Annotated in this window: 20 protein-coding genes, 1 tRNA gene and 2 pseudogenes; 10 read left to right on the top strand and 13 right to left on the bottom strand. The window is 60.8% G+C overall.

Annotated features, from left to right (window positions below):
* Entirely contained in the window at nucleotides 1-1,704 is a 1,704-nt protein-coding gene (locus tag HL671_RS06740) for a methyl-accepting chemotaxis protein (RefSeq protein WP_012044932.1), read from the bottom strand.
* 125 nt (nucleotides 1,705-1,829) lie between these two features.
* Here HL671_RS06740 and HL671_RS06735 point away from each other — a divergent pair, with 125 nt between their 5' ends.
* From HL671_RS06735 to HL671_RS06715, 5 genes are all read left to right on the top strand, one after another.
* Complete coding sequence (locus HL671_RS06735; RefSeq protein ID WP_172235940.1) at nucleotides 1,830-3,275, top strand: cryptochrome/photolyase family protein; 1,446 nt, start codon at nucleotides 1,830-1,832, stop codon at nucleotides 3,273-3,275.
* Between the two features lie 101 nt (nucleotides 3,276-3,376).
* A complete protein-coding gene (locus tag HL671_RS06730; protein WP_172235939.1) occupies nucleotides 3,377-3,628 on the top strand; it encodes a histone in 252 nt (83 codons plus the stop codon).
* 438 nt (nucleotides 3,629-4,066) lie between these two features.
* Entirely contained in the window at nucleotides 4,067-4,327 is a 261-nt protein-coding gene (locus tag HL671_RS06725; protein WP_172235938.1) for a hypothetical protein, read from the top strand.
* A gap of 135 nt (nucleotides 4,328-4,462) precedes the next feature.
* Nucleotides 4,463-4,539 (top strand) — tRNA-Arg (locus HL671_RS06720).
* A gap of 227 nt (nucleotides 4,540-4,766) precedes the next feature.
* Nucleotides 4,767-5,993 (top strand): tyrosine-type recombinase/integrase, encoded by a 1,227-nt coding sequence (locus HL671_RS06715; protein WP_172235937.1) that lies wholly within the window; start codon nucleotides 4,767-4,769, stop codon nucleotides 5,991-5,993.
* A gap of 33 nt (nucleotides 5,994-6,026) precedes the next feature.
* Here HL671_RS06715 and HL671_RS06710 read toward each other — a convergent pair whose 3' ends face one another.
* The 4 genes from HL671_RS06710 to HL671_RS06695 all read right to left on the bottom strand — a co-directional run bounded on the left by HL671_RS06710 (nucleotide 6,027) and on the right by HL671_RS06695 (nucleotide 8,752).
* Complete coding sequence (locus HL671_RS06710) at nucleotides 6,027-6,251, bottom strand: helix-turn-helix domain-containing protein (protein WP_012044950.1); 225 nt, start codon at nucleotides 6,249-6,251, stop codon at nucleotides 6,027-6,029.
* 531 nt (nucleotides 6,252-6,782) lie between these two features.
* Nucleotides 6,783-7,496 carry a helix-turn-helix domain-containing protein gene (locus tag HL671_RS06705; protein ID WP_172235936.1) on the bottom strand — a complete coding sequence of 238 codons (714 nt, stop codon included), beginning with the start codon at nucleotides 7,494-7,496 and terminating at the stop codon, nucleotides 6,783-6,785.
* A gap of 423 nt (nucleotides 7,497-7,919) precedes the next feature.
* Nucleotides 7,920-8,165 (bottom strand): hypothetical protein, encoded by a 246-nt coding sequence (locus HL671_RS06700; RefSeq protein WP_172235935.1) that lies wholly within the window; start codon nucleotides 8,163-8,165, stop codon nucleotides 7,920-7,922.
* Entirely contained in the window at nucleotides 8,162-8,752 is a 591-nt protein-coding gene (locus tag HL671_RS06695) for an RNA polymerase sigma factor (protein WP_246579392.1), read from the bottom strand. The genes HL671_RS06700 and HL671_RS06695 overlap by 4 nt, the downstream gene beginning before the upstream one ends.
* Before the next feature lie 116 nt (nucleotides 8,753-8,868).
* Between HL671_RS06695 and HL671_RS06690 the strand changes: the two genes are divergently transcribed.
* Nucleotides 8,869-9,777, top strand: a complete 909-nt coding sequence (locus tag HL671_RS06690) for a protein-L-isoaspartate O-methyltransferase family protein (RefSeq protein ID WP_172235934.1) — start codon at nucleotides 8,869-8,871, stop codon at nucleotides 9,775-9,777.
* Nucleotides 9,778-10,508: 731 nt separating this feature from the next.
* On the opposite strand, the pseudogene HL671_RS06685 reads toward HL671_RS06690, so the two are convergent.
* The 5 genes and pseudogenes from HL671_RS06685 to HL671_RS38225 all read right to left on the bottom strand — a co-directional run bounded on the left by HL671_RS06685 (nucleotide 10,509) and on the right by HL671_RS38225 (nucleotide 14,268).
* A pseudogene (locus tag HL671_RS06685) lies at nucleotides 10,509-11,590 on the bottom strand (IS110 family RNA-guided transposase).
* Between the two features lie 186 nt (nucleotides 11,591-11,776).
* Nucleotides 11,777-12,292, bottom strand: a complete 516-nt coding sequence (locus HL671_RS38240) for a hypothetical protein (protein WP_246579404.1) — start codon at nucleotides 12,290-12,292, stop codon at nucleotides 11,777-11,779.
* Between the two features lie 104 nt (nucleotides 12,293-12,396).
* Nucleotides 12,397-12,534, bottom strand: a pseudogene (locus HL671_RS38235) (IS110 family transposase); the annotation flags it as partial.
* Between the two features lie 546 nt (nucleotides 12,535-13,080).
* Nucleotides 13,081-13,491: a S1 family peptidase gene (locus HL671_RS38230; protein WP_312010667.1), complete on the bottom strand. Its 411-nt coding sequence runs from the start codon at nucleotides 13,489-13,491 to the stop codon at nucleotides 13,081-13,083.
* A gap of 234 nt (nucleotides 13,492-13,725) precedes the next feature.
* The gene (locus HL671_RS38225; protein ID WP_246705823.1) at nucleotides 13,726-14,268 is read right to left on the bottom strand and encodes a reverse transcriptase family protein; all 543 of its coding nucleotides are present in this window, start codon (nucleotides 14,266-14,268) and stop codon (nucleotides 13,726-13,728) included.
* 96 nt (nucleotides 14,269-14,364) lie between these two features.
* Between HL671_RS38225 and HL671_RS06670 the strand changes: the two genes are divergently transcribed.
* Nucleotides 14,365-15,554, top strand: a protein-coding gene (locus HL671_RS06670; RefSeq protein WP_172235933.1) for an IS3 family transposase whose coding sequence is annotated in 2 segments (ribosomal slippage) — nucleotides 14,365-14,614 and nucleotides 14,614-15,554 — 1,191 coding nt in all. Because the reading frame shifts where the segments join, the coding sequence is not laid out codon by codon here.
* A gap of 550 nt (nucleotides 15,555-16,104) precedes the next feature.
* Here HL671_RS06670 and HL671_RS06665 read toward each other — a convergent pair.
* The 3 genes from HL671_RS06665 to HL671_RS06655 all read right to left on the bottom strand — a co-directional run bounded on the left by HL671_RS06665 (nucleotide 16,105) and on the right by HL671_RS06655 (nucleotide 23,328).
* Nucleotides 16,105-17,490, bottom strand: coding sequence for a hypothetical protein (locus tag HL671_RS06665; protein WP_172235932.1), 1,386 nt, complete (start codon nucleotides 17,488-17,490; stop codon nucleotides 16,105-16,107).
* Nucleotides 17,487-22,205, bottom strand: a complete 4,719-nt coding sequence (locus HL671_RS06660) for an AAA domain-containing protein (protein ID WP_172235931.1) — start codon at nucleotides 22,203-22,205, stop codon at nucleotides 17,487-17,489. Before HL671_RS06660 ends, HL671_RS06665 begins: the two co-directional genes overlap by 4 nt.
* A gap of 658 nt (nucleotides 22,206-22,863) precedes the next feature.
* Nucleotides 22,864-23,328 carry a hypothetical protein gene (locus HL671_RS06655; protein ID WP_172235930.1) on the bottom strand — a complete coding sequence of 155 codons (465 nt, stop codon included), beginning with the start codon at nucleotides 23,326-23,328 and terminating at the stop codon, nucleotides 22,864-22,866.
* A gap of 275 nt (nucleotides 23,329-23,603) precedes the next feature.
* Between HL671_RS06655 and HL671_RS06650 the strand changes: the two genes are divergently transcribed.
* Genes HL671_RS06650 through HL671_RS06640 form a run of 3 tightly spaced genes read left to right on the top strand, consistent with a single transcriptional unit; the run spans nucleotide 23,604 to nucleotide 26,392 of the window.
* Nucleotides 23,604-24,497, top strand: a complete 894-nt coding sequence (locus tag HL671_RS06650; RefSeq protein WP_172235929.1) for a hypothetical protein — start codon at nucleotides 23,604-23,606, stop codon at nucleotides 24,495-24,497.
* The gene (locus tag HL671_RS06645) at nucleotides 24,491-25,633 is read left to right on the top strand and encodes an MFS transporter (RefSeq protein WP_172235928.1); all 1,143 of its coding nucleotides are present in this window, start codon (nucleotides 24,491-24,493) and stop codon (nucleotides 25,631-25,633) included. Before HL671_RS06650 ends, HL671_RS06645 begins: the two co-directional genes overlap by 7 nt.
* A gap of 12 nt (nucleotides 25,634-25,645) precedes the next feature.
* Entirely contained in the window at nucleotides 25,646-26,392 is a 747-nt protein-coding gene (locus HL671_RS06640; protein ID WP_172235927.1) for a hypothetical protein, read from the top strand.
* Nucleotides 26,393-26,520 lie beyond the last annotated feature (128 nt).

Raw genomic sequence — 26,520 nt, 5'->3', positions numbered from 1 at the left:
TCAGGCCGCCTGCATGTTGTCGAGGAATTTTTGGACCTCGGCCTTCAGCCGCAGGCTCTCGCCGGACAGCGCTTGCGCCGAGGCGAACATCCGGTTGGAGCTTTCGCCGGTCTCGCCCGCCCCGCGCGCCGCGCTGCGGATGTTGTTGACGACCTCGGCGGTCCCGCTCGCGGCCGAACGGACACTCTGGGTGATATTCTGCGTGGCCGCGCGCTGTTGCTCGACCGCGGCCGAGATCGATGCGGCGATGCCGTTGATGCGCTCGATGGTCGCGCCGATCGCCTTGATGGCGTCGACCGATTCCTGGGTCACGGTCTGCATATTGGCGATCTGGCTGGAAATCTCTTCGGTCGCGTTGGCCGTCTGCCCGGCGAGCGTCTTGACCTCCTGGGCGACCACCGCGAAGCCGCGCCCGGCATCGCCGGCGCGGGCGGCCTCGATGGTGGCGTTCAGCGCCAACAGGTTGGTCTGCTCGGCGATCGAGGTGATCAGCTTGACGACGTCGCCGATACGGTTGCCGGCGTCGGACAGCTCCTTGATGCGCTGGTCGGTGGCGGTGGCCTGGTTGACCGCCTCGGCCGCGATCGCATTGGATTCCTGCACGCGGCGGATGATCTCGGCGATCGAACCGGACAATTCGTCCGAGGCGGCTGCTGCGGTGCGGACGTGCTCGGACGCAGTCTCGGAGGCGCCGGCCGACTGTCCCGACAGGTCGGCGGTGGTGCGCGCGGCCTGGGTCAGCTGGCGGGCCTCGCGTTCGAACTCGCTCGCCGACGTCAGCACGTTCTCGATGATGCCGCCGATGCTGGCCTGGAACGAATTCACAAAGCGCTGCAACTCGGTCTTGCGCTGTTCGACGGCAGCCGCAGCCGCGGCCGCCTGCTCCTCGCGCATCCGCCGCCGCTCGCCGGCGGCGCTGCGGAAGAACATGAGGCTGCGGGCGATCTCGCCGATCTCGTCACTGCGGTCGTCGGATCCGATTTCGACGTGCTCGCGGCCGTCGGCGATCGCCGTCAGGGCTTCTGTCACAGCGGTCAATGGCTTGGTGACGCGCCGCACGGCGAGCATGGTCAAGCCAAGCACCAGCAGAGCAGCGATGGCGGCGGCGACCATCATGGTCTGCATCACCTGCGACAGCATGGCGTCGAGCTCGGCCATGGGCACACCGACATAGAGAATGCCGATGACCTTGCCGGCCGGATTCGTCACCGGGAAATAGGCGGTCATGAACGGCTTGCCGAACAGGACCGCCGGGCCCTTATAGGCCTCGCCACGCCGCAGCAGCGGCTGCGCAGGATGGTCGGCGGCAAGCTGGGTGCCCACCGCGCGGTCGCCATTCTCCTTCTTCACATTGGTCGAGCGCCGCACAAACTGCCCGTTGTCATCGACGACGAACAGCGTGGCGCTGCCACCGACATAGGACGTGGCGCGATCGACGATCGCATGGTCCTTGATGTCGGAAATCGTGGGGACCTCGATACGGGTGACCGCGCCGTTCTGCATGCTCACCTTGGCGTCCTTGAACGTCTCGGCGAAGGTCAAGGCGAAGGTGCGCAGATTGCCTTCAATGTCCCGCTTGGCACGATCGGCGAAATCGGACGACAGCGACCAATAGGCGGCACCGACCACGAGAGCTGTATTCAAAGCGATCACGACCGCGGCGCCGATCAGCGCCTTGGTGCCGAGCTTCAACTTGAGAGACACGTCAAAAACCTTCTGGGGAACTGCAACTGAATCTCAAACTGCCCGTAGTTGGTTTCCAACCAGTTATTTTCCGGCGCGTAGAATACCCTCGTGCCTCCTTGAAAACGGCAACCAGATACCTAGTGATGTCTTTTTCCCCCATCGTAGTATGGTTTCGCGAGAGCCTACGCCTGTCGGACCACCCCGCGTTGCATGCAGCGGCCACGTCCGGCGCGCCCGTCATATGCTGTTACGTTTACGATACTGAGAGTGCTGCGCTTCGCCCCCTCGGCGGCGCGTCGCGCTGGTGGCTGGCGCAATCACTGCGCGCGCTTCAAGACGAGCTCGACGCGCTTGGCGTCAAGCTCGTGATCCGGCGCGGACCTTCGGCGAAGGCGATCAGCGAGCTGGCGCGCGAGGCGAGCACGAGCGCGGTCTATTGGAACGATGTGGCCCAGACCGGACCGCGCGCCGTGGCCGCAGAGGTCGAGGCGGCGCTCGATGCGATCGGCGTCAAGTCGCGTGTCTTTGCCGACGACCTGCTGATCGATCCGGCCGAACTGCGCGGCAAGGATGGCCGCGGTCCGCGTGTGTTCACGCCATTCTGGAAGCGCGTGCTCGCCCAGGGCGATCCGCCGAAGCCGCTGCCCGTTCCGGTGCGGCTGTCGTCGCCATCGGGCATTGCGAGCCTCACGGTCGACGAGCTGGCGCTGGAGCCGACCAGCCCCGACTGGGCCGGCGGTCTGCGCACGACCTGGCGCGCCGGCGAGCGCGCCGCGCAGGCGCGGCTGGCAAAGTTCCTCGAGACCACCGTGCGCGGCTACGCCGCCGATCGCGACCGGCCGGACATCGAGGCGACCTCGCGCCTGTCGCCGCATCTGCGCTTCGGCGAAATCAGCCCGCGTCAGATCTGGCACGCGGCGCGGTTCGCCGCCGAGCAGCAGCCGGCCTTCGCGCGCGGCATCGACAAGTTCCTGAGCGAGCTCGGCTGGCGCGAGTTCAGCCGCCACCTGCTGTTCAACAATCCTGACCTCGCAACCCGCAATCTGCAGCCCTCCTTCGACGCATTTCCGTGGTCGCAGGATGCTGCGGCGTTGCGGGCGTGGCAGCGCGGGCAAACCGGCTATCCGATCGTGGATGCCGGGATGCGCGAGCTCTGGCACACCGGCAGCATGCACAACAGGGTCCGCATGGTCGCAGCCTCGCTGCTGGTCAAGCATCTCCTGATCGACTGGCGACTCGGCGAACAATGGTTCTGGGACACGCTGGTTGATGCCGATCCCGGCAGCAACCCGGCGAGCTGGCAGTGGGTGGCCGGCTCGGGCGCTGACGCAGCCCCCTATTTTCGCGTCTTCAATCCCGTGCTGCAGGGCGAGAAGTTCGACTCCAGCGGGACCTATGTGCGACGCTGGGTTCCGGAACTGGCGCGGCTTCCGGCCGCCCTGATCCATCAGCCCTGGGCGGCCAAACCGCTCGAGCTCGCCGAGGCCGGCGTCGTGCTCGGCCGCTCCTACCCGGCGCCGGTCGTCGATCACAGGCACGGACGGGAGCGTGCGTTGGCCGCCTATGCGAGCCTGCGCACAAGTGATTAGTTGCGGTGCGCTTTGACAGCCGGCAGAATCCAGCTATCGTTGCCGTGTTTCCAACACATCGGGGGACCGATATGGACGACACTCCACTCTCTGACCCTACCGTGACCGAGACCAGCACGCCCGCCGAGCCGCCGAAGGATCCGGTGGTCGCGGCGGCCCCGAAGGCCAGGCGCGCGGCCAAGAAGGCAGCGAAGAAGACCTCCAAGAAGGCTGCACCCAAGCGGGCCGCCGCCAAAGCCAAGAAGGTCGCGACCAAAAAGTCGGCCAAAAAGACCGTGAAGAAGGCCGCCAAGAAGACTGCGAAGAAGACGGCGAAAAAGGTCGCCAAGAAGACGAAGAAGGCCAAGCGCTAATCCGCTTGGTCGGGACTGAAGGCAGCAGGCGATCGCTTGCACTGCCGGTCTCGGCGAAACAATCCAGTGCCCGGTAGTGGGGACGATCTGGCGCTGGATTGTTTCGGGGATTGCTCGATACGAAGACGCTGAGTTTGGACAGCGGCGTCCGCACAGCTGATAGCGGACAGTTGACGATCGCCACGCGGCGATTGGCCGGGTTGCCGCCTCAGGCTGCTGCATTCGGAACATCGTCCCGGGCTGGGCTCCGACCTTTTTCGATGTTCGAAGGTGCGCAACCACCAAGGTAACGATGGGGTTCGGACGATGGGGTTTGGACAGAGGCTGATTGGCTGCCGAAGATTTGGCAAGAGATGCCGTATTGTGCCTCCCTCCCCGGCCCTTTGACGTTAGACTGCGCAGGCGACCTGCTGTCGTCTGCTTCCTTGGAGACACCACATGAGCAAGCTTCCCATTTTCGTCGCCGCCTTGATCCTGGCTGCAGCCACCCTGGTTCCCGCGGCATCGGAGGCCCGCAGTCATCATCGTCACCACCTCCACCATCACGGCCTGCCTTACACGATCAGCTTCCTGCACAATTACGGGCCCGGTCCGCTGCCTGGCACCTTCGCCTTCTATGACGGCCCTTCGACCAATCACTGCTACCAGAGCGCGGCGACCTATATCGGCCAGGACCGCCGCCGCCATCCCTGCTTCTGATGGGGTTATCGACGCCGTTGCGGCAGTCTGCGCATTCGGCCGATCTCGAATGTCGTGCACCCGAGCGCCGCGAAGGCTGGCCTTGCCCCGCCAAGTCTGATATCGAGGGCCTCGCCGGTTCGGCCTGCACATTTTGCGCTCGTAGCTCAGCTGGATAGAGCATCGGATTTCGATTCCGAGGGTCGGGAGTTCGAATCTCTCCGAGCGCGCCAGGCCCGTCTTCGCCCCCCTTCACCCGCCATCGCCGATCATCACCGAAGCCCACGATAACACCTTGTCAGATCGTGGTTTTTCGCGCTTTCGGCGACTGCAGCGTACGATCGGCGATCGACGGCGAACTCCGCCAGACCGTCCATTTGGCCATCCCTCGATCTGAGTTAGAATCCCCCTCACCTGAAACGCTGCATTTTTCGGCGAGGGACAGGAGTTCGAATCTCCCATGCAGTTTCTAACTCAAAGGCCCGAGATCACCGCCAAGAACTATCTCTCCGTCGGGCCCGGTGAATACCCGTGCGGCAACAATCTCTATTTGATCGTCACCCCAAGTGGCGGCCGCCGCTGGGCGTTCCGCTATCAGCGCAACGGCATCGTCAAGAAGATGGGTTTCGGTTCGGCCAAGGAAACCGGCCTGAAGCTGTCCGAGGCCAGGGACAAGGCGATTGACGCTCTGCGGCTTCTGGCCAAGGGGACCGATCCACGAGAGCACCGTGACGTGGAGAAACGCCGCACTCAGGGATCGCGCCAGTTCGGCGAATTCGCCGAGGAATGGCGGCGAACCTACGAGACCGGCATGAGGCACAAGGCCGCAAGAGCAAAGCTAAAGCGCATCGTGCAAGTCGTCTGCGGCCCGCTCCACAAGCACTGGGTCCACGAGATCGAAACCGCACATGTCGTCAACGTGCTCATGCCGATCTGGCAGCAGCCTGAGACCTCCCGCTCCGCTCGCCAGATCATCAAGAAGATTCTCGACGCAGCGATCGCTCACAACCTGCGACCGAAAGACAACCCGGCTGACTGGGCCAGCCGACTGCAACCGATCATGCCCAGGCAACGGCGGCGTGGCACGATACGGGGCGGCCACAAGGCGATGGACTACCAGGACCTACCGGCGTTCATGCACAAGCTCAGCGCCATCTCGACGCAAAGCGCGCGGGCGCTCGAGGTCATCATCCTGACCCTGGGACGGACCGCCGAAGTTCAGAACATGCGCTGGGCGCAACTCGATCTCGATAACGGAATCTGGGATCTCGGCTTTCTCGGCACCAAGAACGAGCGGTTGAAGCGCACGCCGTTGCCCCGTCAGACGCTCAACTATTTGCGTGAGGCCTACGACAGCCGTGTGAGTGACGAATTCGTATTTCCCGGTCGCAGCCTAAAGCGACCGATGAGCAACATGACGATGCTCAAATATCTCAAGGAGCTCACCGGAGACGACTCCCTGACAGTGCACGGCTTCCGCACGACGTTTCGAACCTGGGCGCAGGAGCAGACCCACTTCGAGGAGGAGATCGTCGAGCATTGCCTGCACCACATTACGGGCGATGATGCCGAAAAGGCCTATAAACGCGGCGAGGCCCTGAAGAAGCGACTGCATGTGATGCAGACGTTCGCAGACTACGCAACGCAACTACCAAGGAGCAATGTGACCCCGATGAAGGTCGCCTGAAAGTTCAGACTATCCCCTGCCCTGCCGAGGATGTCACAGCTCGGGCTGCTTGGTCGCGTCAGGCAGGCCTTCCAAGAAGGAGGCGAGATCCGCGCGCGTGATGATCGTACGCGTGCCATACTTTCGGATTCGCAGCCGCCCTTCTTTGATGGCCTTGTAAAGCGACGTTTGTCCCAGCGAAGACAGTAGGGCAGCCTCAGGAACGGTGAGGGCGAGCTTTTCCGCAGCGTTTCGAAGCATCGGTTCGCGCTTTGGCATCCAGGGGTGGTCTCGCCTCATTTGATTGCCGCGGCGACATCGAAGGCACGCAGATTCGACGGATGACGGCTCAGCGAATGCTTGGCAACATCCGAAATCCCTTAGGCGGAGTTTCGGATGCGATGTCGTACAACTGGGATAGTTGAGAATCCTGACTGAACTGCCTCGCAGTGAAACCACTCCGCGGACGCCAGCGCCAACTAAGAAGGCAGCCGCAGTGTCGACGTAGCGTGGCGACTGTTGCTCCCCTTTGCTGAGCCCTCGGCTCCACAGCTCTCCAAATCCTTCCGGACGTCCTTGGAGTGCCTCAAAGGAGATCGGCGCGGATAGGGCCGATCCATTCGCTTCAGTCTCCTGCGCCCGCTCTGGCCCTTGCAGCGCATGTTCACGAGGAGGCAGAGATCAGGACGATACACAGCATAGCTTCCGGTTCAGCCCTCTGGACGGCCCGCCGGCTAGTCCCAGCGTTTTGGAGCTTCGTCATTTCACTGCAGCCAGCACAATCTGGGCGCCCCGCGACAGCCCGCTCCCTTACCCGCCTTTCGGCCGACCGCCACCCAGCAAATGTCGGTATCGGGTCCAGAGCTCCATGATCGCAAACCGGTCGAGCTCACCCCGACTGTAGCGTTGACGCAACTCATCCCGCGCGGGGTCCGGGAGCGCGGCGATCAATTCCCAACCTTCAGCAACGTCGTCGAAGAGCGCGACAATCTCCGGATCAAGGCGAGCGCCATCCTGGAGCTCGGCCAGCCGACGGCGCGTCACGTCGATGGTTTCCGGCCGACCATCAAGAGGGAGGTCGCCCGACAATGCAGATCTGTTTTTGTATAGTTCTTTATAGGCAGGTCCCTCAGGGCCCCGCGGTGAGTCTTTATACGCAGGTCCCTTTTGGACCCGCGGAGCCGCAGGTCCCTTTCGACCCCGCGGACGCGCCGACTTATCCACAGGCGCCGGCACGTCACGGACGACGTAGTCAATCTCACCGAACCGATGTCCGTCGACAATTCGTTGCGCTTCGCGTGTAACGTAGCCGGCGGCGATCAGCTCTCGGAAAATGCGCTGCAGCTTCTTGCGGCCGACCAGGAGGGTTCGCCCGATATGATCGAGACGGACGTGCCATTTGTGGGGGCGTGACAAAAGATAGCCGAGGACACCCTTGGCCTCGACAGAAAGGCGGGAGTCCGCGAAGACCGCGTTCGGGACGATCGTGAATTGCGCCTTGTGCTCGCGACGGACGATCGTCACTGGCGGGTGACCGTCCAGGTGACCCCATGCAGATCGTTGCGAACTTCAGCCGGCCGACGGCCCAATTGCCCTACGCGATGGCCTGCGACGCTCTCACGAGCATACGCCCCGTTCAGGGGCTTGCAGGACCTCGCATTGGTCGGAGCGCGCAACTCACTCGGGCAACGGCCGCACGGCGACATAGGTCGAATGTGCCACAGCAACTCCGGACTCGCATATCGCCGAGTTTTCGCTGTGCTACGCCGGCATACGATGGACAAGTCCGCTTGGGTCGGGATGCGACAGGCGTCGACCGCAATGAGCGTCGCGAGTGCGAGGCTCGCCACGTCCGGCGAGCTGTCTCCCAAACCGGGCGCCCGTCCTGCGCCGATTACCCCTCAGAGAGACCGGCTCCCCTACTCTTCCAAGCCTTCTCCCAACCGATCAGTGCCGATTGTGATGTGATAGGACAGACTCCAGGCCGCGCTCTGAATCGCTCGAGCTCACAATGCGGGGCTCGCCGCCCTCGGCAGCTTGCGCCGCCTTGACGAGGCGCCTGACCTGCCGTGCCGTGCCGGCCAGGGCACGTCCCTGGATCTCCCGCAGCTCCTCGTCAGTCGCCGCAATCACGTCATCGCTGAGCGCCTGGAGCAGGCGCGCGAGTTCGAGACGGGGGTGCCAGCGTGTCATGGCGAGCTCCAATTCCGTTGGTGGCGGAGCAGCGCCCGCCGCATTCGCCGCCGCGCAGTATCGTAATCGATAGCCGAGATGCCATACGCCCGGCAGATGTCCCTGGCCGTGAGGCCGTTGGCCAGCCCGTCGACGATCTGCAGCACGACCGGATCTCCTGCAAACAGCCGGAACACCTCGGCGAGCCCTGCGACGGCCACGGCCACGCGTTCGGGATCGGCCAATTCGTCAACGGGATCGCTCGGGACGCCGTACTGGCCGGGATCATCGCGGCTGACCAGTAGCCGTTGCTCGCTCCGAACGCGCCGCCAATAATCGTCGCAGAGGCTGCGCATGACGCCGGACAGAAAAGCCAGGATCGGGACACCCAGAGGCCAGACCCGCGATCCGTCGAGAACGCGGAGAATGGCCTCATGCAGCACGTCGGTCCAGCCGATCCCTCCGGGCAACCCGCGGCTCCACAATTGCGCCAGGGCTTTCAGCCGCACCAGATCGGTCTCGGACAAGGCCTCGATCGCCGCCGCCGCATCGGCGACGGTGCGACCGGCGTTCGAGCCAACTCCAGGGGTGCCAATCGATCGTTCCATCACCCCTATTATGCGGCCGAGCAAATCCGTTGCGGACAGCCTCGGGAAAAATTTTCCGCCGTGTCCGCGCTACCGGTCCGAGGGCCGCATCCTCTCCATGCTGAGAGGAGAGAACCGTGGATCAGATCGCAAAAGCACGCCGCTGGTATGCCGAGGACCTACGCTGCAAGACGCCTATTCTGCGCAACCCACACATCGTCGAAGCCTTCGGCGCCGTGCCGCGAGAGCCGTTCGTCGGCCCAGGTCCCTGGTGGATCATACCCTACCCCTACCGGGAGCCGTTCATCACCCCGGACGACGATCCGCGTTGGCTCTATCACGACGTCCTGGTCTCGATCGACCCGAGCCGGAAGCTCAACAATGGGATGCCGAGCTTTTGGGCGCGCAATTTCGAGCACCTCGATATCGCCCGAGGTGAACGGGTGCTGCAGATCGGAGCGGGCAGCGGTTACTATTCAGCCGTGCTCGCCGAAATCGTCGGGCCCGCTGGGCAGGTTACGGCGGTCGAAGTCGACCCGGCTCTGGCCGATCGAGCCCGCATCAATCTGGAGAGTTGGCCGCAGGTCCAGGTGATCCCGGGCGATGGCCGAAATGTCAATGCTACCGCAAGCGAACATGACGTCGTGATCGTGTTCGCAGGCTGCACGCACCCCGCTCCGCAATGGCTCGACGGCCTCGCCGACAACGGTCGGCTGCTGCTCCCGCTTACCAGCGACGATTGGTACGGCTTCCTGCTGCGCGTGGTCCGCCGCGGTGCCTCCTTCGAGGCCTCGTCGATCGGCGGGGTCAGCATCTTTCCCTGCACAAACGGCCGCGATGAGGACGCCAGTCGCCGGCTGAAGAGCGCCCTCGTGAACTCGCCGATGATGAATGTTGCGATCCAAGCACTCCACCGGGGCATTCCATTATCCGCCGAGTCCGAGCGGGTCTGGTATCAGACACCCGGCTTCTGGCTAGAGCGACAAGAATCAGTGGTTGAAGCGACCACCCATCAGCCTGCAGACGGCAACAACGACACCGCCTGACCCGAGATCCGAGGCATGGGCTAGGACGGCTCTCGCGCCTGCCCCGGGCGGAATGCGTCAGCACAGACCCTGAGGCCCGACGGCCGCGATACGGCTTCATCCGCTGGCGCAGACCAAGTAGCGGATTCTCTCCTTGGCGCGGAATGATCCGAGTCTTTCGCCAGAGCTCGCTACAGCACGATCAGTGCCGAAGTGATCTTTGACTTTACTGGCAAAAAACTCAATGGCGGCACGCCCACCGACCGACCGGCACGGCTGAACCCAAGCCATGGCAATGGCTTGGTGTTCATCCGGCGAGCTTCTTTTATCTTGCCGCTTTAATCGGCCGGGTGTTCTGCCTCTCTGCCACGATCGTCTTCGTCGCTTTCGCCATCGGTGCTCTCCATCTTCATCGTCAAAAACACGTCTGCAACGCAGCCTGATCTGCAGCTCGTTGACAGCGAGGAGTCCCAGTGCGCCGTGCAGCTTTCCGCGCTCAGCGACGGCGTGGCGCGGCTGCACGATGGCGGCAGCATAGCCGTCGCGGCGCAATTTTCCATCGGTCTGACGGAGCCACGTCACAGGCAATTTGGTGCGATCGCGCCGTCCCTTCGGACACCGCCTCGCAGGCAAAATAGCGTACGTACCGTGGTCTTGGATCTGCACCGGTCCTCATCCGCTGACAGCGGAGCTCCAACAATTCGCGCGTCGCCCGCGACGCCTGTTCGTTGCTGCCGGGCTGCTGCTATGGTTCATGCCAGCGCTCCCAGCAGCCTGCGGTCCTTGCGCTTGGCATGCGCGGCCGCGTCGGAGGCGCTGACGACCTGATCGCCGCAATACGCCGTGCCGTCGCACCACATCGCGTGCATGATCACCGCGAGTTTGCGCGCCACCGCGACCACCGCCTTGCGGTGTCCAGACCGCTTGGCAACCGCCAGTCCCCAGGTCTTCACCTTGTCGCGACGCTTGAAGCGCGTCAGCAGCGCGCTCGCTGCCTCGTACAGCGCGCGCCGCACATCGGCGTCGCCCGCCTTGCTGATCGGCCCCTGCACATCGATCGAGGTGCCTGACTGCAAGCGCCGCGACGTCAGGCCAAAATACGCCGCGACGTCGCGGGAACGCCTAAATCGCGATGGATCATCGATCGCCGTCATGAAGCTCAGCGCGGCGATCGGCCCGACGCCTGGAATCTGCATGAAGCGCCTGCACAGCTCGTGTCCGGCAACCAGCTTGACGACCAGGCGATGCAGCCGGCAGTACTCCTTCCACAGCGCCGCATCGGCATTGAGCATGGCGTCGATCAGCTCGGCGATCAGCGCGTCGCCGGCCACCGCGTCGCTTACGGCCTGCGCAAAGGCACCACGGCCGACGCGGTTGAGCCGGATGCCGAGCGCCCTCAAGGAGTGCCGGATCGCGTTCTTGAGATCGAGGAATTTACGCTTGAGATTGCGGCGATGCGTCAGCCGCAGCCGATAGCACGGCGCGGTCCTGATATGCGCGCGCCGGAATCAGCCGGTGCGCATGATGTGGGCGATGCCGAGCGCATCCGCACGGTCGGTCTTGTTGCGCTGGGCATGCAGCGGGGCGCCACGTGCTGGGTCTCCACGCAGATCGCCGGCAGGCCGAGATGGAGCAATTCTGGGTGCAGCCACGGCGACAGCGCGCCGGCCTCGTGGCCGGCCCGCCTCAGCCGGCCGCGATACGGCGACAGTGCGCTCTTGATCGCGTCCGGCTCGGTCACCAGCGCGACCTCCAGGAGCACGTCGCCCTTGTCGTCGACCACGCAAATCGCGGTCTGATCCATGCCGACATCGAGTCCGCAGAAGAACTCCATGAAGCGCCTCCTGTGTTGGTGAGAGCGCTTATACTGCATGGCCGCCGCTGCCGCGTAAGTAGAAGGACGGTCAGGGCGATTACGGCCTGGCAGGGAGTAATCGCCGGAGTAATCGGGCGCTCCTCCGCGTTCTGCTCCGACATGATCGTCTTCTCTGCTTGATATTTCCGGCTGCTCACGAGCGGTCTACAACGTGGCATTGGTCGGGCTTTCGTCATGATGTCGGTGTGATAACATCTGGTGGTCAATCCAGTAGTTCGTGCTCAGCCCCGCCATCCAAATGGGCGCACATGTCGTCGTCAGGATCGCGGGGCAACACAGCCACGGTAGCGCGCTCGACGTCTCAATCGAGCTGTCGTCGCCGGCAAGATAACGTACTCGCCGCATCCGCTTCGATCCACCAAACGCCTCTCCGCCGACCGGCGGAAACTCAGCCAATCTTCTGTCGTCGCACTGTCTGTCAGACGGCGCTCGCCAGAGCGCTAACATTGCGGCGGCGAGCGCCGTCGGGTTGCTAAGACTCGGTTCGGTTGCACTTCCATCTTCTGCGGACCGGAACACAGATCCATCGATCCACATGCGATGCATGACCACCGCCAGCTTACGCGCAACGGCCACCAACGCGCGTTTGTGACCACGTTTGGCTGCGATCCAAACACCCCAGGCCTTGATGCCGTACCATTTCTTGGAGCGCACCAGCATCGCGTTCTCCGTCTCGAAGAGAAGGTACGTACCACGCCGTCGCACTCCGAAATATGCCCTTCAACGCCGATAGATGTGCTCGTCTGGATACGTCGGGAAGTCAGTCCGAAATGCGCGCCAACGGCGTTCGATTTGCTAAACCTATGCGGACTACGATGGCCGCCCTTGACGGTCAGTGCCGTCACTGGATCGACGCCAGGAATGGCGCAACAACGTCGGCAGAGTTCGTCCCGGCCGACCATTTGCACCAGCAAATCATGCAACTTCTTGTACTCCGTCCACAGCGCCTCCCACGTCCTCCACCTGCAGTCCGTTACGCTGTTTTTAAGCCGGTGACACGCACCAGCTGGCGCACCGCAGGCTAAGTCGGAGCACCGTTGCCTGGTGCCGTCCACGTCGTTCTCCGGGCACGAGACCATCGACGGCAGAAATGTACCTACGTGTATCGCAACAGGTGAGGAACGGCCCCTCGTCGTGCTCGCCGCCCGTTGGCCGAACTGAACCAGCGTGCGGAAAGCGAATGAAGCCCAAGGCGTCGCGGACCTTTTCGGATTCCTCTCCTGCGACCCGAATGTCGAGGTAAGCTCCGTGCATCCGAGGGCGATGCCGGTGATCCTGATCGAGAGAGTCCGACCTATGTTTGGATTGCCGCTGGGACGAAGCCAAGGCGCGGTGCCGCGGCCGCTACCGGACGGCACTCTTTTGTTGGTCACACGCGCCTAGGAGGAAGACGGGGCGCCGAGACCTAACTTGCGAAGAGCGCGCCGTACCACGAACACGGGCATCGCTCATGATTTCCGCAGCCAGCTCATCAAGGCCGACACGTAGATCGCAAAATCGCGACCTTCAGTCGGTCCGCCCTGGTGAATGATGCCGACGACCGCATCATCCGCGTCGATAACCGGGCCGCCGGACATGCCTTGCGACAGCTTTTGCGTCACCTCGATCATTTGAACGGCACTCTTCACCGGTAGCGAGGTGACAGTGCCATGACGTACGTTGAACTTATCCCCGGGACCGAATGCGGGGTAGCCGATCGCCACCACGTTGTCGCCGGCCTTCAGGCCTCGCGCCGACGCCTCGAGTTCGTAGAATTCGATGGCTGCTATATCGTGCCTGAGAATCGCCAAATCACGGTGCGCATCGTACTTCGAGATGATCACTTTGAATTGTTGGCCGGTTTGCTCGGATGGTACAATCGATGTTCGTCGCGCCCTCGACGCAATGCCACGCCGTGACGAGCCCTACGGACTTCAGAAAAAAGGCGGTACCTTGGATGAGACCTTCGGTCTTACCGTCGCCCGTGTGCTCCACCAACCATACGGCGCGATCTCTCACCTCCGTCGCGGTGGGTTCGATTTCCAGCATTAGTTCGGGAAACAGCTTGTTGAACCGCAGCGCGAGGCCGCGAAAGACAGGATCAGACGCCTCCTTTACTTGGCCGACCACGAAATGCGCCCACGAACATGCGATGCGAAGCCTGATTCCCGTCCGTACTTCTCCTTGAGAACGGCCTGTGCGGTTGCGGTCCCTTGCCTCTCGACCGCGAATAGCGCCGAGCGGATATTCCGGACGAATCGTCTATCCACGTTCACTAGCTCGTTTATTTTGAGACCGGTCACCATCCGGCGCGAGTGCTTGTCGGCGTAGTAAGCCTTCTCGGGGTTGATCGTGAATCCGTTGCCCTTGAACGCCAATTGCAATCTCGCCTTGAGCAGGTCCGGCGAGAAGTTTCCCGCCGGAGGCAGGGGCCCCTCGAACAGCGACGTCAGCGGTTGATATCTCGAGAACGTGATGTCATCGGCGTATCTCGTATAGATGCAATGCCCCTCCTTTGCGATCGCCTGGAGTTCCTTGTCCATGCGGAAGCAGATCATGTTCGAGATGACCGGGCTGCTCGGGGCGCCCTGCGGCAAACCGCTGTCATTGCAGCAAATGCGAGCCAGGATCTGTGCAACGCAATCGTCGATCCCCAACGCCTCGAAAAGACCGCAGACGCGACGCTCCGTGACCTTGCCCCTCGGGCTTAATCCAGTTTGAAGTTCGTTCTGGCCCCCAGTGAGGACCAGAGCATGAAGCGCAGCCGCTTTACGGAAGAGCAGATCATCGGGATTTTGAAGGAGCACGAGGCCGGCGTTCCGGTCGCCGATCTGTGCCGCAAGCATGGCGTGAGCGACGCCAGCATCTATAAGTGGAAGGCCAAGTTCGGCGGAATGGACGTCTCGGAGGCCAAGCGGCGGAAGACGCTGGAGGACGAGAACACGCGGCTCAAGCGGCTGCTGGCGGACGCCATGCTGGACAATGCCGCGCTGAAGGATCTCCTGGGAAAGAAGTGGTAACGCCCGCGGCCAAGCGGAAAGCTGTCGCGCATCTCGTGGACGTTCACGGGATGAGCGAACGGCGGGCGTGTAAAGCCATCGGCTGTTGCCGCATGACGGTCAGATATCAGACGAGCCGGGCCGATGATGCAGGGTTGCGGGAACGCATGAGGGCGACCGCCCATGAGCGCCGCCGCTTCGGCTACCGTCGCTTGCACGTCCTGCTCAAGCGAGAGGGCTACCTGGTCAATCACAAGAAGCTGTTCCGGCTGTACCGGGAGGAACGGCTCACGGTGCGCCGTAGAGGTGGCCGCAAGCGGGCCCTCGGCACACGAGCGCCGATGAAGGTGCCGCTGTTCGCGAATGATCGCTGGTCGCTCGACTTCGTGTCGGATCAGATGACCGACGGCCGGCGATTCCGCGTCCTGACCGTGGTCGACGACTGCACCCGCGAGTGCCTGGCGCTGGTGGCCGACACCTCACTCTCGGGCGCCCGGGTCGCTCGAGAGCTGGACCGGCTGGTCGCCGAGCGCGGCAAACCCAAGATGATGGTGAGCGACAACGGCAGCGAGCTCACTAGCAATGCCATCCTGACATGGGCCGATCAGAGTCGCATCGCCTGGCACTACATCGCGCCGGGGAAACCCATGCAGAACGCCTTCATCGAGAGCTTCAACGGCCGCCTGCGGGATGAAATGCTGAACGAGACGCTGTTCACCTCGCTCGGCCAGGCCCGCGTTGCGCTCCGATGCTGGCAGGCCGACTATAACGACGTTCGACCGCACTCCCAGCTCGGATGGAAGACGCCATCCGAGTTCGCGGCCACCTGCAATCCGCGTCGGGATCTGGCGCTGCGCTATGCCGAGAGCTCCGCGCCAGCTCCCGCCGCTACGACCGCCCATATGGGCACATCCAACCGCCCGAACGAACTCAGACCTGGATAAAACTTGGGGGCAAGGTCAGTTCGACCTTACCGACCGTCCGTGGACGTAACCGTGCACCGTGCGTCTTGGCCGAGCGACGAGGCTATGTTCCGCTGAAGCATCTTCAAGCGCGTATCCGGAGCCGCTATCGGACGTGTCTTCCCGTGCCGCTTTGCGATGTCGAATCGTGAATACATGCGCCCGCGGAACCACCAGATTTTCTTGAGCTCCGCCGCTGACAAGCCGAGAAATATCAAGAGTTCGCCTTCGCTTGTGAACTCTTCCGGAAGATCCACTCTGGTGGTGCCGCCGAACAACGCCGCAAGGCTAGGCACGAGGTCCCCCTCCAATCACGCCAGGCAGTCCGTAGGCTTGGCGCGCAACGATCCTTACTCAGAATTTTGGTCTTACGCCGCAGTTTCGACAGCGCGTATGCGAGGGGAGACCTCGTGGGAGCACGCTACCAAGGTGCGCAGCGCTTGAATACTTGCCTGACTGCGGTTTGCACACATCTTTGCCCGGGCGAGAGAACTCGAGCCACTTTCGACATGGAGCGTGCTGGCTGCTCCGATCAAGACTCTGCCTCACCCTGCGCGGCCTTGGGGTCCCAAAGGACATATCCTTTCGCGAGGCGTCCTTCGAGGTCGACTTCCTTTTCGAACCGATCGATCATCGACCTGTCGGTGGTCGCGTAGCCGATCGCGAGATCCGAACTCGCCGCTATGCCGACTCGAACCGTGAACGCCAGCACGCTCCCTGCCCTGATGAATTCGAGGCTCTTTGGAATGCGACGAGATCGCATCGAGCGGCTGCGCTCGAACATGTGTCTGAACCTGCGCATCACCTCGTTGTCAGTACCGTGAACATCCAAGAGCGTCGAGGAAACGGTGCTCCCCTTCGCTTCTCCGCGGACCGCGTTGTGCACTCTGGTGACCGCCGTCGGCAGATCGGGAGAAGCCCCCCATGATGTGCCGGCGGTCTTGCCCCAAATAACGCCGACCGCTTTCCCGGTGCGATCGTTGTGCCGAGAGGCCAGGAGCGCGATCGCTTCGGCATTGTCGGGGAGATAGATCGAACCGATGATGCCGCGAATCGACTGCGGGGCGCCGGACGGTTGCTCGCGCTCGATCCACCCTTCGATATCGAAATGTCCGTTTCGCCGCAAGTATGCGGAAAACCGACGCTCGCCCAATATTACGTCGACGAACTGCAGGGTCGCGTAGTCGGATAGCGGGGTGATCCGCGCGTTTCGAGCTGCCGACATGCCTTCGAGAAGAGGCCGAAAGCTCGCGAACTTCTCTATCCCAAGACCGTAATCCGTATCGATGCGCGGCTCTTCGGATAGATCGAGCAAATCGGAAGTCCGATACGTCGACCACCCGTAGCCGACGGGCTCGACGTGCCCGATCGAATAGAGATTTACCGAGTCCGCGTCTCCTATCCCCTTCTGCGCCCGCACGAACTCCCGGAAATTCGAGCTGAAGGCCGTTTCGGCGAACCGACGCGGAATTTCTATGGAAAGCGAAGACGGTTTGACCTCGATGAGGTGGCGACTACCGAAGGACCTTTCGGACGGAAGGATGGTGCTCGCCACCATGTCGAACGAGACTGTCTCGTTCCAGGTCTCGATGGAAACGATCCTGGGCATGCCGTCGGAAGACGAGGAAAAGAGCTCCTCCGCGGCAGGATCTAGAGACACCAGATCGCCATCGAGGAGGATGTGTCCGCGCGCGCCCAGATCCTTCAGCACGACCTCCATCTCTCTGACCGAGAACCCGAAGAACCTGCGCAATCTCTGGACGGGGATTCGATCGAACATCTTGAGCAGACGAAGCACGAACTCGTCCACCACGGGAAGCCGACGATCCCGCGAGACATTGAGCACGAACGAGAATCTTCGGCACGGAATTCTGAAGCCGGTGGTATCGACGAGGATCCGATCGGCGTCGACGGTCATGGCGCACCGGACATGATGATTTCTCCGGCAGGTCGCTTCATGCCATCGATGTATTCCAGGACGAGCCGCATCGGGCTCGTCTTCGCGACTCTTCGCCACATGCGCGTAGCGCCGACGATAACCAGGCGCTCCTTCGCCCGCGACATCGCTACGTTGCACCTATTCATGCTGCCTACGTGTCCGACGTTACCCCTGGCGTTGCATCGTACGAGAGATACGATGACGATAGTGTTTTCCTTGCCCTGGTATGAATCAACAGTCTCCAGGCGGATCATCTCTCGGTACTCCGGAGTGAGATCGCTTTGCGATAGCAGGCGTTCGAGAAGCATCCGCTGCTCCTTGTACATGCAGATTATCCCGATCGGTTGATCGTCGCCGAGGCCGGCCAAGTGCGCGAACAACGTATGGTCCTTCTGGATGTCTCTCAGGAGTTTCACAATGGTATTCGCTTCGGCGAGATTTGCGATGTCCCATGGACTTTGGGAATCCGGCTTCTCGACGTGGGACCGCTGCTCGGAAGTATCTATCCACGTGACGCTTGATGGAAGTAGCTTGTCGGCGGCCGGGCCTGCGAAGAATGCATCTCCCTTTCTGTCCGGCGAGGTCGTTAGGACGACGCCGTTCGGTCTATAAAACACGTCCGAAACGAGATCGCAGATGGACGGCGCCATGCGATACTGCTCGTTCAGTATCTGACCTCGGTTGACCCCGTACGAAGAAATGAACGCGCGCTCGAACTCGCTCCTTTGGATATCGGTGAGCTGCGCGTGCGAGAATTCTCGACAGAGCTCGCGCGTCACCACATCGTCGACCATCGGCTTTAACTGAAAATGATCGCCGACCAGCAGCACCCTCTTCCCCAACTGAAGAGGGACGGCGAGCTCTCCTGGAGTGCAGCGGGCAGCCTCGTCGACGATGACCCAATCGAAATCCGCTTGTTCGATCCTAACGCGGGTCTGCCCGAGTCCGACGCAAGTGCCGGTAACGATGGTCTTCGTCTTCGCAAGAAACTCCTCAAAATTTCTCGCGCTGGACGACAGCGCCTCGACCCACTCTCGGGAGATCCCGAGTAAGCGCTGCATGCTCGCGGCGTCGCCTTCCGGCACGCCGTGGGACAATCTGAGGTTTTCGAACGCCATTGCCAGCGCGGCGGGATTTCCCGATAGCTGCTCCGGAATTCCCGCACTCTCCATGATCGCCGCGAAGGACTTACGGACCGTTCGCAGCGCTGTGTTGAAGCCCTTTTCGTCGTCGGGTTGATGCCCTCCTCGCGCCAGCTCGTCGAGCAGATAGTGCAGTCGCCGGGATAGTGACCCAGCCTGGCGATCGAGATCGACAGAGGCCTGCGCGTAGTCTCTGTCGATTCCGATCGAAGACGCCAGCGAAGAAACGCGTGATCGGATCGAGTTCGAGAAAGAGGTCGCATACCGCTCCCTGACCGACGCCGTGTGATAGGGCTTTACTGCCGCAGTTATGTTTTTGGAGCCTATCCTCAGCAGATTGGGACGATGACCGAACGCGCGAAACGTCCTCAGGATCGCCTCGATGACGTTGTTGACCGCTTCGTGCGATTGGCTCGCGATCAGAACACGATCTACCTTTCGGACAACCGCCAACCAATGGACAAAGGCCGCGATGAATTTTGTCTTGCCCGTGCCGGGCGGACCCTGCAGCAATCCGACCGGGCCATGCCGCGTGATGTCGGCGAACGCAAGCTTCTGCCCCGCATTCAGGCCGTACTTCTCCAGATCGCCGGGCTCGACGGGATCTTCCAGGACTGACGGCTGGGCCGCCCCTCCCGTGTCGAAGTATTCGAGCAGCCCTTTGACCGGGGACTCTCTCGCGATGATTCTGTCGACCGCGCGCTTGCGTCTGTCGTACGATGTCTGCTGAAGGCGTTCCACCAGTTGAACTACGTCTCCCGGCCGGAGGTGCCACTCGAGTTCCCTGATCGCCAGTTGCGACGTATCCGTACCGGAAACATCGAGACGCCCTATTCTCCGCTTTCTGTTCGGGACCTGCACGTCAACAACGTCTTCCGGATCGAAATCGAAATTTCCCCGCGAGAGATCGTACTTCGCGATCCAAGTTGAGCCCGATGGCGACATCTCCGATGCGATAATCACCTCTGGAACGAGGTTCTGCTCGAGCTCGACCGATCTCTTCCAAAATCGACCGGTATCCAAGCGTAGAGGCGCTTGCACGAGATCCGAAACGACCGTCTCGGCGATCGGCGGCTCGACGAGTGCCTCCTCGCCTAGCGTCTCCTGCGCGCTTTCTTCGATCCTTATTTCCGAGAGTACGTCGATGAGCCGACCTATTTCGGGTGCGTTCGACCTCCTGAATTCGAAGCTCGCCTCGAAGCGCTCGCATCTGTCGCTCTCTCGACGCATCGTTTCGAAATCGACGGCCGTGACCTTGACCTCGGGAACAGCGTCCGGCGCCCAGACGATATTCATCTGATATCCGAGGCCGAACACCAGATATCTGACGAGATTGCCGCCGAACCTGTACGCCCGTGAATAATAGAAGCCGCCGTCGGACGGAAAAGTCACGGCGGCGTCGGGCAATCCTATCGATATCCGCGGCGCAGGTGGCTTGTCGAGGCTCGTAGCGAGGTCCGTCAGCAGATCGCGCACCGTGTCGAGTGTCTCGATCGCCGGCCGCCGTAGTTCCAAAGACAATCGCTGGCGGCAATCCTCTATCCGGTCGTCCTGAACATCCCCAAGGAGCTCGAGAGCGATCGACACCGCCGCGAAGCGATCGATATGTTCGATACTCAACTGCTCCGCATTTGGTGGCAAACGAGCGGCGCCGACCGCATTTTCGTCAACGAACTCTCCGGCCTCGAAGAGCTCACTGACGGTAGGGAAAGGTTGATCTCCTTCGATCCGGACAAACACGGCCTTCGTATCGAGCTTTCCGTGTTGCAAGCCCGCGCGGTGCAGCGCCGCAATGGCCGATATCAGCCCGCATCCCGTCCTCGTGGCGACCAGCGGCGACATTGCCTCGCATTCGTCGAGCCTGGTTCCCACAATCTTGTCGTAGGTAACGAAAGCGCCCATCGCCGACAGGCCGCATGGCCCGAACTTCGGTAGTCCTTCCGATCTGGCCTCGCGCAGTTGCTTTACGCCTTCGAACAACCGGAGCAGCGCCAGGTCTGATTGTGCACTGCCTCCGCGAAACATCCGCGGCCATATTTTGACTACGATCTTCTCGGAGCTGGCGTTCGTCGATTCGTAGACAATGCGGGGCCCCTTGCTCAATTGGAGCTCGGCTGGCCACTCGAAGACCGGATTAATTTCGCTCTCGAACGCGTCGAGAGCCGAGTGGTCCGCAAGCGGCGACACCTCGGCGTCCGATATCCGACCGAATTCATCAGACATCTCGACGACCGTCGAAAAGCCGACGGATCCCGTAGTCCCGACGGCACTGGCCAGCCAATCCGCGGTCGGCTCGTGCTCCGGAGAACGATCGCTCTGAGGCAGGCCGCTCTCTTCCGTCCCGTTGAAGAGGATGGAGCGCGCAACCAGACCGACATGATAGACGTCGCGCTGCCAGTCGTCCTGCAACTCGACGTCGGCAGGAGGGGGCAACGCGTAGCCCGCGAGTTCGTCCAACCAATATTGCGGAAGAGGATCGTCCGGCAGACTCGCCGATGAAAAGCCGCCGATCGCCAGACGAGTGGTTGACTCAACCCAGATGTTTCGGAGGCCGATATCGCGATGCGCGACTCGCTTCGCGTGAAGCTCGGCAACCGCGTTCAGAAGGGTCCGAACGAGCGTCACGCGATCGTCCCATCCGATCTCGTCGCGGGTCCGCTCGAGATAGTTCGGTAGTGCGAGCAAGCCTTTGGGCAAGCGCCGGAGGTCGAAGTGATGGGTTAGGATTTCGGACCGCGAGCCACCTACCACCTCGAGGATACGTCCCTCGGAAATGAGCTTGCTCCGTACCGCGTTCAGATAACCGATGGCCCGGATGTCGCGATTGGCGATGAGAAGCCGATTGTCGGGCGTGTTGAGATGGGGCGACAGACGATCGAAGGCCCACATCCGCAAGATGGCCGAATGCCTGGGATCCTGCTTCAGGACCGCCCGATGTTCGGACCACACCGATTTCGGATGAGTGAATATGTTCTCCTGAACGACTCGGTAGCCGTCCCAATCGATGTCCTTAGGCTTGAAGCGTCGGCCAGTCCTGGTCAGACGGTCGAACTCGGCTTCATAAGTATGAGCCTTCTTCGCTCTCAACGGCTGGCGTTCGAGCAGCGACGTCCGCCGGGTGGGATCGACGATGATTTCGAGCTGGTCGACGGTGAAGACCCTCGCTGCTTCTCCTGCCGGCAGCGTCGTCGGTCGTGCCGTGCCGGTCATCAGCACCCCGGAGTCCACGAAGAAATGGAAGCCTGGAATGGCCTCCCGTATGACCTTGCCCAGAATTCTCGCCTTGTAGGCAACCGAATGAACCGCGGATCTTCCGCGAGGCTTATCGTCGAGCAGCCAGACGTCGCCGTTGCATGTGAGCACTCCATCCCAATCCTTGACCTCAAGCAGAAGCACTCGATCGTCCATGACGATCAGTGCGTCGATGTCGATGGGCTTCTCGCGGGGGGGAAGATATTGGAAAGACGCGTAGAGCAGCCAGTGCTCGGGAAGCTCCGAGGAAAGCGCTGCAAGCGCCGGGACCTCGCTCGGTGGGATTCCCGTACTGTTCAAGTACCTGATCCGACAACCCACGACGCGCCTCGAGAAATCGTCTCAAGCAGCCGGAGCGATCGGCCTGAGGCCGGAGCTCCGGATTAGCCGAACGTTAGACGCATGGCTGCCCACATCTTCCTCTACCCTCGAGCGCCGCAATTTGTTGGATCTCATCGTGATTGCCTGATTTTGTCGCTTGTGGAGCCTGTCTTACCGGAGCTACGTTTGTTGAAGAAATTCTTTCGACTAGACTGCACTCTGCTCCACAAGTATTTGGCGACGCCAGCCGATCGCAAGGTCCGCCACCCACCTGTTCCACCTTCGTCTCGGCAATTCATACGGCCGCAGCGGGCGTGACCCAGGAAAAGCAAGCGACTTGACGTCGCCGTCCGCCGTCGAGCAGTTGCGGCGTGCGCCATCCGGCCGTCGCTCCAAGCGCCTCGATACTGATCAGCTTGCGCTTTACTCGATAAGATCGAAGGCGAAATTACCCGCAAAGAGGGGAGCACCGCAACTTAGGAACGCAAGCGCAAAACCCGGCGAATGCGTTGGGTGCGAGCGATCACACCCAACGCATTCACTAGGCTTCAGCACTACGAAAGTGCGAAAGCGCGCGCTTCGACTTTATGAAGGAGCGCTCGCGGACGAATATTCGCTTTTACACTACATCGAAATTTCAAACACGATTCGGCACTTGTACCAATTCGGGCTTGACAGCTTGTATGCGAAAAAGGCCAGCCTCATCGCTTGATTGCCAAAGCTCGTTGGCGACATGACTCTTCACGTCCTCTGCAAGCCTTTTGCCGACGTACCGACTGGGACGGCTTTTGCCAGATGCCCATCGCCAAACGGTCGAGGCATTTACGCCCACCTCCGAAAGGAAAAAGCTGTTGCAGTTTTGGTATTTGCGCGCAATCTCGATGAGGCCGCTGAATTTGTCCTCACCTTCGACCTGGTCGGCGAACGCTACGCGCTCATCCTCTAACCATTGCACGAAGACTCGCACATCGGCAGCGACTCGCGTTTGCTCGCCGGTCAATCCTGCCAAATCCGCGCTCGCGAGCCGCCGCAAATCCTGTTCGATCTCGGCGCTCTGTCGTTCTTCTGCGCTTAGCGCCACTGGGACTATCTCGAGAGACATGATGGACTCCGTAAAAGGGGAATGATGCGAGGAGTCCAGTATATACTCGCGGTCATTGCACGATGCAATAGACCTTGCAAGTTGCAATAGAAAATGATAGGCAGAACGTGTCCCTTGGGTCACACTTTGCGAGCATCCAGATTGCGGAATTGTTAAGAAGGTGTTCCATGAAACCTAGTGCGGAAGCGCAAAAACCAGCAGGTTCAGGCAGTTGCTGGGAGGCGAGCCAAATGGTACATGCTACCTGTAGTAAAACAGGTAGGGCGGGAACTCCAATGTCGATTGAACGACCCAAGATATTTGTCACAAAAAAGAACATTTCTGTGGAACCCCGGCGCTCAAGTTCCCCTACTGATGCCGAAATTAAGGACCTTAGGAAGGGCGTCGTTACCGCCTCTCGGGTTTCAGCCTTCTATACCAACCACATAGCGAAGGCGCGGCTCGCGAACCGTCGCCCAATGATCATGCAGCGGGATGCAGTTCAAATCCTCACGCAGATGAGAGGCCAAAAGGTCTACGTATGCGAGCAGCCTTCCGAGAATGAACGCATCATCCATGCGGCGTCGATGCTTTGGGACGAAGAAATACCTGTTCCTGAACGAAACGCAGACAAGCGATACAAGGTTGAACGGTTTCTCGAAATTGGAACTCAAGTTTCAGAGCTAGCCGGATATGGCTTTCAATGGCTTCTGACGGCGATCATCCTGTTAGAGCAATTGCTCTACGATCCAACAGGCACCGTGTACGCCGCAACATATGGCGACAACGACGTCGCAGGCCCGAATTTCATCAAGAACATGATGTTCCTACCATGGGAAGATGTGCCCGAAACCGTTTTGGCTCTCCGACTTCATCATCTCGATTCGGGTGGCGAACTATCGCGCGGCGTGAAATGGTTCCGTCCGACGTTGAGAACGGTCGAAGGAGCGGCGCACCTCATCGTCGACATCGATCAAAATCCAAATCGTAGCGCCAAAGGGGACGGTGCGCAGATACCTGAAATCGAACTCCGCTTTGATGAGAACGAATTCCAGAAGGTCTCCTACAAAGAACTGGTCGAATTCGCCCATGCACTGATCGCCAATCCGCCCAAGACTTATTCGGAGCTCAAACAGTTTTCGAGCCGGACGCTAAGCCCCACCTTTCTTGATTTCGAAGGAAAATGGTGAGTCGCGACCATGATCCCGGCGTCGTTCTGAAATCGGCTATCTCGCTGAGCAACTTTTACGTTTTTGCGGTCGTCAACGTTGCGATGGCGCCGATCGTTCTGATCGCTAGGTTTCATCGGGAGGTAGCCGACCAATTTGGCGTGCACGAGACATTGGTGTCCTCTCTTTACGGGTTGTTTTTCGTTGTCGGAGGTTGCTTCAACTTCTGGACCCAGAAACATCAGGTCCGTCTCGCAATCCGTCTCCGATGCGTCTTGGCCGGAGCACTGCTCTCGATTGGTCTCTTCATTTGTTCGATTTGCGACAACTTTTCGAGTTTCGGCATTTCGTTCATCGTCATCGTAAGTGCGCTCGGCGGCGCCTTTTTCTTGGCGCCGATTGCAGCATTTGCGATGACGCGGACAGGTAGCGCATCCGCGCTTGCATTGGGGATCGCCTCCGCCGGCCAACTTACTGCGTTTGGATTCTGGGCTTTCGCACTTCGTTCGTTGGAGATCCATCACTGGCGGCCTGCCTTCGAAGCGAGCGCATTCTTGGTCGCCGCGTTGTCCGCATTCGGATTGATTGCGCTCGTACCTACGAGAATGACCATCACTCTCGCACCTCCGATCGAGAAGGGGCGCTTGGCGGCACGGCACTTGTTCGTGGCATACACGCTGGTTTGCTTTACGGCGACCGCGCTCATTCTCTTCATTTCGACAACGATCACGGCGGAAGGCTTGCCGCCTGTCTATCTCTTTTCTGCCTCGGCCCTAGTCGGCAGGGTTGTGATACCCGCAATCTTTGACATGGGGTTCAGAAGATGCTCGATAGTCGCTGCAGCATTTCTTTTCGCTCTTGGTATGCTCTCGCTCCTGTTCATACCTATCTCGTCGGCCACCGTCGTGACCGGCTTTGGATACGGCGCGTTGCTTCCTGTCCTCATGGCCTTCGTTTTCATCCGCTACCCAGCACACAAGACACAGTCTTCGTACGAGATGTTCGCTTTTGGAAGCGTCGGCATGTTGGTGGCGCCATTCGCTAACGGGTTAGTGGACAGCGTTGGAGTTCCAGCGCGGACGTTCGTGGTACTAGCCGTACCTCTGATGGCGATATTCGCCTTCTACTTCATTATGGACCGTCGCGGTCCGCAGTGAGAGGGTTTGATAGTGCGTTGTCACGGTTTGAACTGCACCGGAGAGAAACTGATCGAAGCGCACATTATACCGCAGTCGTTCGGCCGTTTCATTCGCGGAAAAAGGGCGAACGTAAAATTGACGCCTGGGAGAGTTGGCGAGGCCATCCCTCAGCTTGGCGAGTACGATAGAGATATCCTTTGTGAAGCGTGCGACAATATCTTAGGGCTGGACGACGAATATGCGATCGACATCTGTAGAAGGTTCGAGGCCAATCGCCGCGATTTCGGCGACGTATTCGAGCTTCCGGGTTACGACGGCGGCCGCTTCGCAAAGTTCGTATTGTCGGTCTTATGGCGCGCCTCGATCAGCCGACGAAAGAGTTTCGCTTCCGTTGACCTAGGGCCGTACCAGGACCGAGCCAGAGACGTTCTGTTTGGTGAAAAGCCCCTTTCCGGTCTCGGTGCATTCGAGGTACTCGTACAGCGCTATCGAAGCATTCATATTGATACGACGAAGTGGCTCTTCAACCCCGAGCGGCATCCATTCATAGGACTCAATGCCTATGGTTTCGGCCTTGCAGGTTTCCGCATTCTCGCAAAGCTCGATAATCGTCCACTCCCAGCAGGATATGCGCCTTTCGTACTCAATCGCTCAGGTGTTTTTCGCGGGACTTACGTGACACTTGAAAATTGCTCAGAGTTCAACTCCATCGTATCTATTGTGAGGAAGAACGTAAAGAGACCGGCGGCTTTCGCAAGACCGAAAACTGACCCGTAGCAAGCGGAGTAGCATGCAACCACGTGCGCATCCGTCTGATCTTTGGAGCGCGACGCAGAGGTGAGCTCCGGCCTACTAGACACCCGTGATAATGCGGCTCGGCACCGCGGCTAATACCGTTCGACGTA

The organism is Bradyrhizobium denitrificans (genome assembly GCF_013179005.1).
Lineage (GTDB): Bacteria > Pseudomonadota > Alphaproteobacteria > Rhizobiales > Xanthobacteraceae > Bradyrhizobium > Bradyrhizobium denitrificans.
Note: the sequence above shows the minus strand (reverse complement) of the source record. Positions and strands in the feature narration are given on the sequence as shown.